11 protein-coding genes are annotated in these 14,605 nt (G+C 36.7%); 6 read left to right on the top strand and 5 right to left on the bottom strand.

From position 1 onward, the window contains the following. Positions 1 to 728: 728 nt before the first annotated feature. Positions 729 to 1,667 carry a magnesium transporter CorA family protein gene (locus ACSBRB_RS07175; protein ID WP_435032226.1) on the bottom strand — a complete coding sequence of 313 codons (939 nt, stop codon included), beginning with the start codon at positions 1,665 to 1,667 and terminating at the stop codon, positions 729 to 731. A 64-nt stretch (positions 1,668 to 1,731) separates the two neighbouring features. After that, a complete protein-coding gene (locus ACSBRB_RS07170; RefSeq protein ID WP_435032225.1) occupies positions 1,732 to 2,355 on the bottom strand; it encodes a TetR/AcrR family transcriptional regulator in 624 nt (207 codons plus the stop codon). Between the two features lie 156 nt (positions 2,356 to 2,511). Here ACSBRB_RS07170 and ACSBRB_RS07165 point away from each other — a divergent pair, with 156 nt between their 5' ends. The 5 genes from ACSBRB_RS07165 (at position 2,512) to ACSBRB_RS07145 (ending at position 7,885) form a co-directional block, all read left to right on the top strand. Further along, positions 2,512 to 3,801 (top strand): YhgE/Pip domain-containing protein, encoded by a 1,290-nt coding sequence (locus tag ACSBRB_RS07165; RefSeq protein WP_435032224.1) that lies wholly within the window; start codon positions 2,512 to 2,514, stop codon positions 3,799 to 3,801. A 228-nt stretch (positions 3,802 to 4,029) separates the two neighbouring features. Then, the gene (locus tag ACSBRB_RS07160) at positions 4,030 to 5,697 is read left to right on the top strand and encodes a Na/Pi cotransporter family protein (RefSeq protein ID WP_435032223.1); all 1,668 of its coding nucleotides are present in this window, start codon (positions 4,030 to 4,032) and stop codon (positions 5,695 to 5,697) included. Positions 5,698 to 5,836: 139 nt separating this feature from the next. Continuing rightward, a complete protein-coding gene (locus ACSBRB_RS07155) occupies positions 5,837 to 6,250 on the top strand; it encodes a DUF2871 domain-containing protein (protein WP_435032222.1) in 414 nt (137 codons plus the stop codon). Between the two features lie 167 nt (positions 6,251 to 6,417). After that, positions 6,418 to 7,449, top strand: coding sequence for an NAD(P)/FAD-dependent oxidoreductase (locus ACSBRB_RS07150; protein WP_435032221.1), 1,032 nt, complete (start codon positions 6,418 to 6,420; stop codon positions 7,447 to 7,449). Between the two features lie 34 nt (positions 7,450 to 7,483). Further along, positions 7,484 to 7,885 (top strand): GNAT family N-acetyltransferase, encoded by a 402-nt coding sequence (locus ACSBRB_RS07145; protein WP_435032220.1) that lies wholly within the window; start codon positions 7,484 to 7,486, stop codon positions 7,883 to 7,885. Between the two features lie 114 nt (positions 7,886 to 7,999). Here ACSBRB_RS07145 and glcP read toward each other — a convergent pair whose 3' ends face one another. Together glcP and ACSBRB_RS07135 are read right to left on the bottom strand one after the other, a co-directional pair. Further along, positions 8,000 to 9,358: a glucose transporter GlcP gene (gene glcP / locus ACSBRB_RS07140; RefSeq protein WP_435032219.1), complete on the bottom strand. Its 1,359-nt coding sequence runs from the start codon at positions 9,356 to 9,358 to the stop codon at positions 8,000 to 8,002. A 315-nt stretch (positions 9,359 to 9,673) separates the two neighbouring features. Then, entirely contained in the window at positions 9,674 to 11,359 is a 1,686-nt protein-coding gene (locus tag ACSBRB_RS07135; RefSeq protein WP_435032218.1) for a CDP-glycerol glycerophosphotransferase family protein, read from the bottom strand. A gap of 307 nt (positions 11,360 to 11,666) precedes the next feature. Between ACSBRB_RS07135 and ACSBRB_RS07130 the strand changes: the two genes are divergently transcribed. Next, positions 11,667 to 13,271, top strand: a complete 1,605-nt coding sequence (locus tag ACSBRB_RS07130) for an L-lactate permease (protein ID WP_435032217.1) — start codon at positions 11,667 to 11,669, stop codon at positions 13,269 to 13,271. 53 nt (positions 13,272 to 13,324) lie between these two features. Here ACSBRB_RS07130 and ACSBRB_RS07125 read toward each other — a convergent pair whose 3' ends face one another. Further along, a complete protein-coding gene (locus ACSBRB_RS07125; RefSeq protein WP_435032216.1) occupies positions 13,325 to 14,479 on the bottom strand; it encodes a glycosyltransferase family 4 protein in 1,155 nt (384 codons plus the stop codon). Positions 14,480 to 14,605 lie beyond the last annotated feature (126 nt).

The raw sequence follows: 14,605 nt of genomic DNA, 5'->3' as shown, positions 1-14,605 counted from the left end.
TACTTTTTTACCTCAACCATTTTTGAGATTTTATATTCAGCCATAAATTTCATCCATTCTTCTATTAAGAGACATAGTACAATAGTTAACAGAAAAATGCAATATTTTTTTATATTCTGAATGTAACCGATTTATAATACGTGATTTAATTTCGTAATTCAATAAAGGACGCGATGTACATAAATTATCTTATAAGGGGTTTATCTTACAAAGTCTTTAAAAAATAATTTGATAAAAAATATTGTTTTTCACATGGATCTATTGAAGATTTTCCTCCTGAAATTAAATCTTTTCACCAGACTTCTATAGAAGAATTTTTAAGTTTATATGATAATCCTATCATGGTAGTAGGGAAACCAGTTATTGAGTAAACAAAAGGGATAAGTAATAAAATGTTAGTTAATAATTATGAGGCTAAATATTGGTATGAAAAAGGATGTTCGATTGAGTTAAATCATTTTGAACTTTTTGACAATGATTTGAACGATTATATTCAAAAATTAAAAAAGAGTTTAGCTTTATCAAAAGGTTGTGTAGGGAACCAATAAGTAAAACGAGGGCTTGGATTTGTATCAATGGTCTCAAATATAAGAAAAATAGTAGCTTATCGAACTACTTTATTATTAGAAAATGAAAAACAGTGGTTGTTGTTAAAATTTATAACAAATAACCACTGTTTTCTTGAGAAAGAACATTTTGTTCTAGCCTCTTTATTTTAATAAATAAGGTTAAAATTTCTTCTTACGCCATAATACTAATCCGACTGCTGAAATCAATGTAACGGAAATAGCGATAATGATTACCCAGGAAATATAACTGTGGTCATCAATTGGTAATGGGACGTTCATACCAAAGAAACTAAAGACAAGTGTCGGTAAGGTAAGCAGCACGGTAAATAACGTCAATGTTTTCATCGTATTATTCATCTCATTGGATAATAATGAAGCATATGAAGAGGTGATACTTTCTAAAATGTTGGTATACAGTTCTGTCGTTTCTATCGCTTGGTTATTCTCGATAATGAGATCTTCAATGAGTTCTTCATCTTCATCAAAGCGTTTAATAGAAGGTAAGCGGAACAATTTTTTAATCACATTATCGTTCCCTTTCAATGCTGCCAAGAAGTACACTAAGCTTTTTTCAACTTCCATTAAGTTATAGAGCTGTTTGTTAGTGATATTATTTTTTAATGAACGTTCGATACGTAAACGTGTTTTATTTAATAAACGCAAGTTGCGGTTAAAGTGATTGGCAATCGTCAGTAAAATCGTTAACGCGAACTGACTGCGATAGTTCAAGTTAATATTTTGGCGGGCGTAAAATTCTAGAAAGTCATTTTCTTCACTACATACGGTCATAATTTTTTTATTACCGATGATGATACCCAATGGAATCGTTATAAAAGATAATACCTTTTGATTGGTTTGATTGACGATTGGTAAGTCGATAATGATAAGGGAATAACCTGTGTCATCATCAAACTCGATACGGGCGCTTTCTTCAGAGTCTAACGGGTCTCGTAGAAAATCTTCTGGTATATCATATAAACCCATTAATGTTTCAATTTCTTCTCGTTCAGGATCCACAATATTGAGCCAAGCGACGTCTTGATCAAGTCCCGTTTCTTTAATCTCTAGTGAATCTTCGTGTTTGTAAGCAGTTATCATCCTCATCGCTACCTTTCTCAGAAATCTTTCTTATCTTACCTGAAACCCTCAATGATGACAATAACTATTTCATTGTGCTATTTAAATGTTCATTGGTAACGAGACGTAATGGGCCATGGAATATAATTTTAAAGAGATAGGTAGTAATGACGTTAATATCTTCTCTATTAGGATCATTCACCCAATGCTTAATAAATGAAATCATCGCGCCGGAAACATAACTGTGAAAGTAATCCACCGGTATATTCGAAATATGCTGATTAAAGGCAACGTGTCTTGACATATTATCATAGAGTAATTGACTGACTTTCTCCTCGATTTGCGTTTTACGGTCTAAGTCCATAATGACACTGTAAAATGCGAGATTATCTTGAATATGAAGCAACACGCTTCTTAGAATGTGTTCTGTAAAATCTTTGGCGAAGGTTTCAATGTCTGTATCTTTAGAAAGCTTTTCAAAATAACCGTAATCCATTCTCTCAGATAGGGATTGAATATACTCATCTTCTATGCGTTCGAGTAAGATATATTTATCGTCATAGTGCAGATAGAAAGTGCCACGATTAATATCTGCAGTTTCTGCGATGTCTTGAACTGTGATATTATCGAGATCTTTTTCTTTTAATAATGAAACAAATGCATCTTTAATTGCATTTTTGGTTTTGCGTATTCTACGATCTTCAGCCATCATTTTTCTCCTTTTCTGAACAAATATATTTAATCCGTTGATTAACGGACAAAATGCTAAAAATTAGTCATTGAGATTTATTTCTTAACGCTATTATAATAGACGATGCACTGATTAATAAACACAATGTCCAAAAACAGAAAAGGAGATGTAAGCATGAATATTTTAAAAAATAAATTACTCTGGATTGCACCTATAGCAGTCCTCATCATATTAGCGCTTTTTGCATTAGCTTTTTATCCAGCTTTTAACCCTAAACCTAAAGAAATCCCCATTGCAATCGTGAATAACGATCAAGGTACTGATATTCAGGACAATCATTTAAATATAGGGAAAAAGATCTCTGATAATTTATTAGATAGTGATTATGATACGGTCGCTTGGAAACAAGTGGATTCAGAATCAGCGGCTCGAAAAGGTATTGAAGATGGAAAATATTTTGGTGTAGCGATTTTTGATAAAAGCTTCTCCAAAGACGCCATGAGTCAAACTCAAAAAGTCATCATAGATGCGAAAAAAGAGGAAATGAAAGAAAAAGTGAAATCTGGAGAGATCCCTCCAGCTCAAGCGAAACAGATGCAACAGAAAATGGCTCGATCAGGAGCTGATAGTGACATCGATGTAAAACAAGCAAAATTGAAAACAATTGTGAATAGTGGGGCATCTATGCAAGCTGCCCAAGTTTCAAACAATGTACTCAGTGGCATGAGTGATCGTATTAATGACCAAATTACGAAACAAAGCATCGAAACGTTAGAAAAACAAGATGTGAAAGTCGATGCGAGTGACATTAATGGCATCAATACACCAGTGAAAGCAGACAACGAAAAAATTCATGAAGTCAAAGATCATCAAGCAGGTGGTAATGCACCGTTCTTAATGTTCATGCCAGTTTGGATTGGTTCTATTGTTGTCTCTGTGTTACTCTTATATGCATTTAGATCAAGTAATAATATCACGCGTCCACAACGTTTAACTGCAGCAGGTATACAAATGGCAATCGCTGTAGTGACTTCATTTGTCGGAGCGTTTAGTTACGTTCATTTCATGGGTGGCGTACTTGGGTTCCACTTTGATGAACCGAATAAAATTGCATTATTTATCGCCATTGCAATGATAGGCTTTATCGGCTTAATCTTAGGCACAATGACATGGATTGGACTACCTGCATTACCGATATTCATTCTTGCTATGTTCTTTAGTATGCAACTGGTTACGTATCCGAAAGAAATGTTACCAGATTTTTATCAAAAATATATTGTCGGTTGGAATCCGTTCACACATTATGCGAATAGCTTAAGAGAACTCATCTATATGAATCACAGCATTCAGTTAGATAGTACAATGTGGATGTTTATCGGCTTTATGATCTTTGGTGTAATCGCGATTGTGACTGCATCACTCATTAGAAAACATAGCGATAAAAGTTATCAAGTTCCATCATAAGTTATCTTTCGAAGGGAGATTGTATCTATCCTGTCTATACAGAGTAGCTTATGAGTAAAATTAAGTAAACATCTAAGATATACGGCCTAGTTATATCAAGGATATCCATCATGCACCTCGATTTAAAAAGTCTTACAGACCCTGAATTTTAATCTTAAATTTACATTAGCTTAACAAACTTTAGTTAGAATTGTTGTTGGTCAGAATTTTATTTTGTGAGGTGCAGATATGGATGCTTCGGTTATGGAAATTATCTTTACCTTTATAGGTGGTTTAGGTATTTTCCTTTATGGGATTAAGCAAATGGGCGATGGTTTACAAGAGGCAGCAGGTGACAGACTTAGAAGAATCTTAAACACATTTACAAGTAACCCGATTATGGGTGTACTTACTGGTATGCTTGTAACCATCTTGATTCAAAGTAGTTCTGGGACAACGGTTATTACGATAGGTCTTGTAACTGCAGGCTTTATGACAATGCGTCAAGCAATCGGTGTTGTAATGGGGGCAAACATCGGTACAACAGTAACAGCATTTATCATTGGGATTAACGTCGGAGATTATGCATTACCAATCTTAGCTATTGGTGCATTTTTAATCTTCTTTGTACAAAAACGCATGGTTAAAAATATCGGTATGATTCTCTTTGGTTTTGGTGCACTATTCTTTGGTCTCGAATTAATGAGTAGCGCTGTTGAACCATTAGCAGATCTTAAAGGATTTAACCAATTCATGTTAAATATGTCTAGCAACCCTATCTATGGTGTCATTGCTGGTACATTATTAACATTAATTGTACAAAGTTCTAGTGCCACAATTGGTATTTTACAAGGATTCTTTGAAAATGATCTCGTATCATTACATGGTGCGTTACCAATCTTACTAGGTGATAACATCGGTACAACAATCACTGCTGTATTAGCAAGTTTAGCTGGTACGCTTGCAGCAATACGTGTTGCATTAGCGCACGTTACATTTAACGTTATCGGTGCAACGATTTTCTTGATTGGTTTACCAGTCTTTGAATTCTTAATGGAAAGACTTCAAGAAGCAATTAACTTACAACCTAAAATGGTTATCGCTTTCGCACACGGTACATTCAACGTAACGAATACAATCATTCAATTACCATTTATTTTCGTCATTGCTTGGATTGTTACGAAAATTATTCCTGGTGAAGACATCAGTGAAAAATACAGACCTAAACCAGTGGATAAAAACTTGATCAATCGTGCGCCAAGTCTTGCATTACAAGAAGTGCAAGAAGATATCCAAAACATTGGTCGCATGACTTTAGATATGTTGAAACAAGTTAATTCAACAGATCAAAAAGTAGCAAAAGAAATTGATCAAAAACAAACAGCAGTTGAAAACTTAAGCGACAACGCAAGAGAGTATCTCAATAAGATTTCTGAGAAAAACTTATCGAGAGACGACGTGGAACGACTTTCAGTACTGTTAGATATGAACCGTACGCTAGCTAAAATCGCTGGTTTAACTCAGTCTTACAGTGAAGACTTGCAACAAGAAGAACGCGATAACATCAAAATTTCTTCTAAAGCACAACAAAGTATTGATACCTTATATCAATACGTCACAACTTCTTTCGAAAAAACAATCGACACAATCAATGTTTACGATAGAGTTGAAAAACTAGAAATTATTGAACGTAGCCAAGAATCTTACAAATTAGAACATGATTTACGTAAGAAACATATTAAACGTCTACGTTCAGGTAAATGTTCAATGCAAGGTGGATTACTCTACATCGATATGATCGGTATTCTCGAACGTATTGGTTACCATTCACGTAATATTTCTGAAGCCATGCTTACACTTGGTGAAGATGAAGGTACGATTTCATCAGAATCAAACCCAGAATGGTCTTATCAATAAGAATGAATTGAGTTTATGTGATAGACAAACCCCGATGGTGGGCCTCGTAAGGTTCAGCTATCGGGGTTTATTTTGTTTGCGATATTGTCATTTTTATTTCGTGCAAAATATCCTATAATAACATCGAGGAGGACAATGTATGCGACGAATTTTATATGCATTTTTATTTTATACGATTGTTGGATTATTGAGCGGCTTTTATTACCGTGAATTGACAGTAGCATATCATTTCACAGGTGATTCACAACTGGTCGTCGTGCACACCCATGCATTGATCTTGGGTATGTTCATGCACCTCATTTTAATCGCGCTCGAAAAAGTATTTCATTTAAGCCAATATTATTTATTCAACTGGTTCTTTATTATTTATAATTTAGGCGTAATCATAACGGTTGGCATGATGTTTATGAAAGGGACTTTCCAAGTCATGGGTAAAACGGTTCCGGAATCATTTGCTGGATTTGCAGGCATCGGCCATATGACGATCACAGTTGGCTTTATTTTGCTCTTTTTCTTATTGAGAAAAGCAGTCATCAAAGAACCCAAAGCGTAAATAAAAGATAATAAAAAATTGTCGAGGTAAACATGTGTGTAGATGTTTGCGTCGACTTTTTTCATATTATAAAGACAAAATCATATTCAAACACTAGGGTATTATTGATAATCCTTCTCACTTAATGCATAATTGGGTTAACGACACAATACGTGGGAGGCAGTCTAATGAAAGACATAACGATTATTGGTGGAGGACCTGCAGGATTATTTGCGAGCTTTTATGCTGGATTACGAGGCATGGATGTTCAATTACTCGATGTTCAAGACAAACTAGGGGGTAAAATGCACGTCTATCCTGAAAAGATTATTTGGGATATCGGTGGTGTGGCACCCAAACCTTGTTATGAAGTGATTTCAGACATCATTGATCAAGGGCTTCATTTTAATCCAGAAGTGCATTTAAAAGAACGTGTCATCGATATTAATAAGGTAGCTGAACAACATTTTGAAGTGAAGACGGAATCAGGACATACTTATGAATCTAAAGCAGTTATCATTGCGATTGGCGGCGGCATCATTAATCCGAAACAATTAGAAGTGAAGGATGCGGATCGCTATCACTTAACGAACTTACACTATGTCGTACAGTCGTTGAAAAAATTCAAAGATAGAGATGTGTTGATTTCTGGATCTGGTAATTCAGCGTTAGATTGGGCGCATGATTTATCAGGATATGCGAAATCAGTGACGTTAGTGTATCGTAAAGCAGAAGTACGAGGCTATGAAGCGTTAAGCCAAAAATTAGATGAACTCGATGTAACCAAATTACCGAATACACAAATTAAACAATTGATTGGTGATGAAACGGAACATCATATCGCAGAAGTCGTCTTAGAACATGTGAAGACGGGTGAAACGACGACACGTTCTGTTGATGACGTAATCATTAGTCATGGCTTTGATCATGAGAGTAAGTTATTAGAGGAAGCAACGACTGAGATTGAAATGTACGATCAGTACCGTATTAGAGGTTATGGCAATACATCGACGAATGTCGATGGAATCTTTGCGTGTGGCGATATCATTCATCATGAAGCGAAAGTACACTTGATTGCGAGTGCCTTTAGTGATGCAGGTAATGCAGCGAATCTAGCTAAACAATATATCGAACCAAATGCTGCTCCTGAAGGCTATGTTTCAAGCCATAACGATATCTTTAAAGCTTCGAATAAAGAAGCCATGCAACGTTATTTATAACTTTACGCTATGATGCGTTTAAAGGAGGAATGTCATGGTTGAGATCACTTATCGTATTCCTAAGCCAGAAGATTATTGTAACTTACGGCTTGAAGCGGGGATGAGTCCGCGGTCATTAGCAGCTGCGAAAAAAGGGTTAGCACATGCTTGCTTTACAGTGACTTTATATGAGAATGAACGATTAATTGGTATGGGGCGTGTCATTGGGGACGGCGGCACAGCTTTTCAAATTGTCGACATCGCGGTGACGCCAACGTACCAAGGTAATGGATATGGTAAAAGAATCATGAAAGAAATCATGACTTATCTCGAACGTGTCGCAGAAGCGGGCACTTATGTCAGTTTAATAGCAGATTATCCTGCTGATCAGCTCTATCAACAGTTTGGGTTTCAAAATACGGAACCTGAATCAGGTGGTATGTACAAACGTTTTTAAGTCTGAATGATTTAAAATATGATAAAAAGAAAGCGTCGATTGAACGAGAATACGTTCAACCGGCGCTTTTCTTTTGGGAAACATGGACGTTGAATCACCATGTTATTATCGCAATTATTTATTAATGTTTGCGTCATGTGCATTCGTTTTAGAACGTAACTCAGCTTCGATTTGTTCTAAACTACGTCCGCGTGTTTCTGGTAAGAATTTGATGACGAATAACATCGCGAAGATACCAATCACAGCGAAGATTAAGAATACATAATGAATAGGTAATGCTTCAGATAACATTGGGAAGAATTTAGCTACGAGTAAACTACCGATAGAGACAACGAGTGCAGCTAAACCTGTTGCAGCACCACGTGCACGCATTGGGAAGAGCTCTGGTAGCATAACCCAGAAGACAGGGCCCCAAGTGAATCCGAAGAATAAGATAAAGATGGTTAAGCATAGGATGATAATCCATGCAGCTGAACCGACACCTAAGAGTGCGATTAAGATAGCCATGATTAACAGTGAACCAATCATTCCGATGTTACCTACGATAAGTAGACGTTTACGGTCAAATTTATCAATGATCATAATCGCAAAGATCGTTACGAGCACATTTACTGTACCGATACCTACTGTACCTAGAATTGATGAAGATTTAGCAAGTCCTGCTTGTTCTAGGATAGATGGTGCGTAATAAATGATGGCATTGATACCAATGATTTGTTGGAATAAACCGAATACACAACCGATGATGATCGTTGGTAGCAGCCAAGGAGATGTAATGACATTCCATGTGCTTTCAGATACTTTGTTAATTTCACGCATTTCGTTGATCTCTTGGTTGATTTCATCAGCTGGGAATGTGTATTGCATTACATCACGCGCAGCTTTTTCGCTTTTATTTTCAAGCAACCAGCGGGGACTTTCTGGCATGAAGGCAACCCCAATCAGTAAGATGAATGATGGTACAACAGCTAGTCCTAACATCCATCTCCAACCTTCAATAGGTGCAAATGCATAGTTAACTAAGTATGAAGCAAGAATACCGATTGTAATCATCAATTGGTTTAATGAACTAAGTGAGCCACGTTGTTCGGTAGGCGCCATTTCTGACAGATAAACTGGCACAATAGCTGTAGAACCCCCTACAGCGAGACCGATCACGAGTCGGCCGATGATTAAAACAGCTACGGATGGTGCAAAGGCTAAAATAAGCGCACCTAAGATATAAACAATTGCAATCACGAATACAACGCGACGACGTCCCCATTTATCGGAGAACGGACCACTTGCGGCAGAACCGAAAATGGCACCGATTAACATGGCAGCAACGATGGTTCCTTCTACTGAACTACTGATTTGCATATCATCTTTGATGAATAATAATGCTCCGGAAATGACACCCATGTCATAACCGTAGAGTAAACCACCGAGTGCCCCTAAGAAGAAAATTAACTTCTTATTGACTTTTATTCCCATAAAATTTTACCTCCTGAATTTTTTCACACATCGTAAGTATACGCTTTCATAAAATAAATGTAAATATTATTAATTTTTCGTGAGGACAATTTTAATAAGGGATAGTTGTAAAAGGTAAATTTATTTAATGTAGTTATATAAATGTTGGGATAGTTAGTTAGAACAAATCTTTTTGGGGGATAAAAATCCAGTCTATATGGCACAACAATAAAAAAATAGGACCGCAATCGTTATCTTGTATCGATTGTAGTCCTACTTTGACTCACGTATTTGAAACCGATATGAGCGCTTTGGTTGATTTGTTTCATTTATTAGTCAAGATTTGGCTTCTTTTTGAATGAGATGTGCAATCGTTTCAAATGCTCGGTTATCTTGATTGATGAACGCATTTGATTTAATCGATGACATTTGGTAACTGATTAAATCATTGAGTAAAGCTTTGGCGTCACTGTAACGAACCATCGCTAGTGCTTGCATGACATTTTCATAGACGCCACGTTCTTCAAGATAGGCATCATGATGCGGTGTATATTGTGAGATTGTTTTATTTACGGTCAACGCATCAAAGATAATTGATGAGTAATCAGTAAGAACTACATCAGCGACTAAGATGAGATCTTGTGTTTCTAGATTTGCTGGCGCATGAATGACATTGTCTGGGATATAGTCATTATGAGCTTCCTTATGTGCTTTATAAATCACGTTGTATTTGTTAAGTAATGCATCACTGATTGGTAATAAGTCATCTTCATCTTGGTTCGATTTCCATGTCGGTGCATAAAGCAACGTTGGCTTTTCCGGATCGAGTTGTAATTCCTTACGAATAAATTCGATGTAAGGTTTATCGTTGAGCTTATCGATTAAATAACGGACTCTTGGATAACCACAACCAATAATGTGTAAGTTATGATTAGGGAATGAACTATTAAAATAAGGAATGCTATCATCTGAATCACAAATTAAATAATCTTGTTGTAACCATTTATTGTATTTACGTGCACGATAGTTATAAATATTTAAATTTTGATGGGGTTCGTGACTGTCTAGGAATAATTTTTTAATCGGTGTACCGTGCCACAACTGTACGATAGTTCCGTTCGGTTTTAAATCATCAGGAATGTAGCTTTCGAGTACGACGACTTTAGCAGTTTCTATAAGCGACTTCGTATCAGGGTCGTCTGGTTTTACAAAGTTTGGTCCTTTCACGTCTTCAGTGACAAAGTAAATCGGTGTGCGTGTAGAATGTTTAGCTAAATGATTAAACAAGTAACGTGAATTGCCTCTAAAACCATAATCAAAGCCTAAAAATACGATATGATTTTCTACTTTGCTAGGATCTTTTTCATAGATATAACTTTGTTTTTCATGTTTTGTTTGTAAGTGTGACTTCACAGGTTGATATAACCAATGCGGCGTGAAAAAGCGACTGTATTTTAATAATTTATCCGTAAAACGAAGGTGTTTCGGCGCTGTTGTTTCACTTCGTTTAAATGGTAATTTATGACGATGTTCATAGGCCAATTTATTCAGATTAAAGTTGGTCGTTTTTGATAACTGACGCTCAGCAACTTGATCCCACAATTGTTGTGAGGTTTCAAATGTGCGTTGGAAATCAAACACGACATGGCTGTCTACCTTTATTTGTGAATTTAGTAAAGAAAGCACGGCAAGATCGAATAGGGTTTCAACATTATATTGGTCTAGGATTGTCATCACAGTACCAATATGAAAAATCACGTTTGGATAGAGGTTAATATTTTCTATCCATTCATTGAATGTGACATACTCATGACCAAAGTAGCGACAATCATTGAGATATTGATGATCAATGGTGTAATCAACGACGATTGTTTGATCTTCTAATGAAACGGCTGCAAGCATGTCAGGATAAACACTGATCTCATCAGATACGATGGTAAAATGTGTAAACCCTTGTTGTATTGCATTATGAAGTTGTGATTTTAACGATGACCAATCCTTCAGTTCGATTTGTTTTATCATAATAGACATCCTTCTATTCGCTTAATAATACCTTTATTTTACCATGTTTGTACGCTTAGATTAAACTTTCAATATATTTAATATAGAGATTGTTAAAGAATAGAGGATCAAAGTCGAAATATAATATTTCACTTATAACACCAAAAGTAAAATTTTGAAATTAAATTTTAACTAGGGCAAAGATAGATAAAAAAGAGTAAATATGCCTTAAAAATATGATTGTAATTCGCAAAGAGAGGTGGTATATTTATCTTGTGAAAAAATTCACAAGATAAAAAATCAACAGCGAAAGAAGAAGTGAAGCAACATGTTAGTAGAGAGTTTCAACCCCTTTAATCATATTTTATTATCGAGTCTAGTGGCAGCGACGCCTATTATTCTCTTTTTATTATGTTTGACGGTGTTTAAGATGAAAGGAATCTATGCGGCAATGATTACGGTTGTCGTGACCTTACTCATCGCAGTATTCATCTTCCATCTCCCAGGAGGGATGGCATCAGGTGCTGTGCTAGAAGGTTTCTTCCAAGGTATCATTCCGATAGGTTACATCGTGATCATGGCCGTGTTATTGTATAAAATCACCGTTGAAACAGGACAGTTTAACGTGATTCAAGACAGTATCACGAGCATTTCACAAGACCAAAGAATTCAATTATTACTCATTGGTTTTGCGTTTAACGCCTTTTTAGAAGGAGCTGCAGGGTTTGGTGTACCTATTGCGATTTGTGCATTATTGTTAACGCAGCTCGGTTTTGGGCCATTACAAGCGGCGATGTTATGTCTCATTGCCAATGCAGCTTCAGGCGCATTTGGGGCAGTCGGTTTACCTGTAGGTGTGATCGATACCTTAAATCTACCAGGGCACATTTCAGCGATGGATGTCTCACAAATTTCTGTGTTCACACTTGCGATTATGAATCTCTGTGTTCCATTTTTATTAATATGGATTATTGATGGTTTTAGAGGTATCAAAGAAACGCTCCCAGCCATCTTAGTTGTCAGTCTTACATTTGCGATCAGCCAAGCATTCATTACGTATTTTATGGGCCCAGAATTAGCGGACATTTTACCACCGCTCGTGGCTATGCTCGCATTGGCATTATATTCTAAATCACATCAACCGAAGCATATTTTTCGCATTCAGCAAGATGCTGAAGTATCGACGCCCGCACGCCATAGTGGTAAAGCGATTCTTTACGCGTGGAGTCCATTTATCATTCTCACTGGGATTGTAATGGTATGGAGTGCAGCCTCATTTAAAAAACTATTCTTGCCTGGGGGAGCCTTACATCATCTTGTGATGAACTTTACGATTCCAGGGACTTATAGTGATTCAGCAAATAAATCAATCGTGTTAACGCTGAATATCATCGGTCAGACAGGGACAGCTATTTTACTTGCGATTATTATCACTGTGCTCATGTCGCGTCAGATCGGTTTTGGAGATATGGGTCGTTTATTAGGTGTGACGGTTAAAGAACTATGGATTTCGATTTTAACGATTTGCTTTATTCTTGCTGTATCGAAACTTACGACGTATGCAGGTTTAGCAAGTGCCATGGGTGAAGGGATCGCAAAAGCGGGTGGCATCTTCCCATTGTTATCACCGATTCTCGGTTGGATTGGTGTGTTTATGACTGGATCTGTAACGAACAACAATTCATTATTTGCGCCAATTCAAGCTTCAGTAGCGCAAAATATAGGAACGAACGGGGCATTGCTCGTTTCAGCTAATACAGCAGGTGGGGTTGCTGCTAAGATGATTTCACCCCAATCGATTGCAATTGCTATAGCGGCCGTGAAACAAGTAGGTAAAGAGTCAGAATTATTAAAAATGACGTTACGGTATAGCGTCGTAATGTTGCTCTTTATCTGTATCTGGACATTCATTTTAAATACGTTGTTACCATAATAATAAAGAGGTTGAGACAAGATGTGTCTCAGCCTCTTTTGCATGTATTCGGATTAAGATTTATCATTGATAGCCGTGCGAAATGCTTGGTACACTTGTTCAGGTTTGTATAGATCTACAGTTTGATGGGCTTCATTAATAATCGGATTATTTTTAAGTTCTTGATTCATCAAGCGACGTATTTTATAACCTAGCGCTTCAACATTTCCATGTTCAACGAGATAGCCATTAATATTGTTATCGATGATAGATTCTGGACCGGTATTTTGGTCGAAACTAATGACAATGCTGCCTTGATTCATCGCTTCTAAAATGACCATCCCAAAGCCTTCATTACGCGACGGTACGACAGTGATTTCACTTTGAGCTAACTTTTCAGCTAGCTGACGCGTATGTGGGTGTATCGTGATACAATCGTTGAGGTCATATTGATCAATGAGTTGCTGTAAATGCTCACGTTCTGTGCCTTCACCATAAATGGAAAGGGAGTAATTTAATTGGCGCATACTTTGTTGGATGACCCGAATACTTTCGATTAATAAATCGAAGCCTTTTTCATATTCAAGTCGTCCAGCTGCCACGATACGCTGCTCTTTCACCAGATTTAAGGTAGGTTCATCTAAAATATTAGGGACAATGTAGACAGGCGTCTTCACATATCTTTGATAACGCTTCTGATCACTTGACGTTAAGGTCGTGATGCGATCTAAGTCTTGATAAGCAGACACAATTTCTTTTCGATACTCGACAGGATAAGCACCCAGGTTCATATGTTCCATCCCTACTTTTTCTATATTGACTGACCCGTGCTTAGCGATGAGAATATTATAGCTTGCGCGTGTACCAACCAATACATCCGTGTTCGTGGATCGAATAGCCTTAACGATTTTCTTTTCAACATAATGATTGAATTGTGACAACCCAGGTTCGTACGAAGATAGCCATTTTGTTTTCGAAAAACCAATGTACTTATGGAGACGATTTATAAAAATGTCTTTAAAGTTGCGTGGATTAGGTCGATAATCAGTGAGATTTTTAATCTGAATGCGCGGATTGAGCTCAAAATAAGGCTGTTTGCTTCCTCTAAAGACTGAAATGATGGTCACTGCATGGCCTTTTTCAGCTAGTGTGTTTGCGAGTTGGGAGACAGACTTGACTGTACCGCCCATCGCGTAGATATTGTGCATTAAAAATGTAATGGATTTCATCGTGAACCTCCCGTGCAGTGTGTTGATGTCATTATATCAAAAAAATACGTAAGATCCTGTGAAATCCAATTACAAATGCTAGGTTCTTTGATAAAATAAAAGAAAGCGGTTTCCGGTAATATAATA

Origin of the sequence: Staphylococcus auricularis, assembly GCF_051172115.1 — a bacterium.
GTDB lineage: Bacteria > Bacillota > Bacilli > Staphylococcales > Staphylococcaceae > Staphylococcus > Staphylococcus auricularis_A.
This window is presented reverse-complemented; position numbering and strand designations above follow the sequence as displayed.

Coding starts and splice junctions, on each gene's coding strand:
- ACSBRB_RS07135 (WP_435032218.1), bottom strand. CDS start 11,359: ATGATAAAACAAATCGAACTGAAGGATTGGTCATCGTTAAAATCACAA.
- ACSBRB_RS07170 (WP_435032225.1), bottom strand. CDS start 2,355: ATGGCTGAAGATCGTAGAATACGCAAAACCAAAAATGCAATTAAAGAT.
- ACSBRB_RS07150 (WP_435032221.1), top strand. CDS start 6,418: ATGAAAGACATAACGATTATTGGTGGAGGACCTGCAGGATTATTTGCG.
- ACSBRB_RS07130 (WP_435032217.1), top strand. CDS start 11,667: ATGTTAGTAGAGAGTTTCAACCCCTTTAATCATATTTTATTATCGAGT.
- ACSBRB_RS07165 (WP_435032224.1), top strand. CDS start 2,512: ATGAATATTTTAAAAAATAAATTACTCTGGATTGCACCTATAGCAGTC.
- ACSBRB_RS07175 (WP_435032226.1), bottom strand. CDS start 1,667: ATGATAACTGCTTACAAACACGAAGATTCACTAGAGATTAAAGAAACG.
- ACSBRB_RS07155 (WP_435032222.1), top strand. CDS start 5,837: ATGCGACGAATTTTATATGCATTTTTATTTTATACGATTGTTGGATTA.
- ACSBRB_RS07145 (WP_435032220.1), top strand. CDS start 7,484: ATGGTTGAGATCACTTATCGTATTCCTAAGCCAGAAGATTATTGTAAC.
- ACSBRB_RS07125 (WP_435032216.1), bottom strand. CDS start 14,479: ATGAAATCCATTACATTTTTAATGCACAATATCTACGCGATGGGCGGT.
- ACSBRB_RS07160 (WP_435032223.1), top strand. CDS start 4,030: ATGGATGCTTCGGTTATGGAAATTATCTTTACCTTTATAGGTGGTTTA.
- glcP (WP_435032219.1), bottom strand. CDS start 9,358: ATGGGAATAAAAGTCAATAAGAAGTTAATTTTCTTCTTAGGGGCACTC.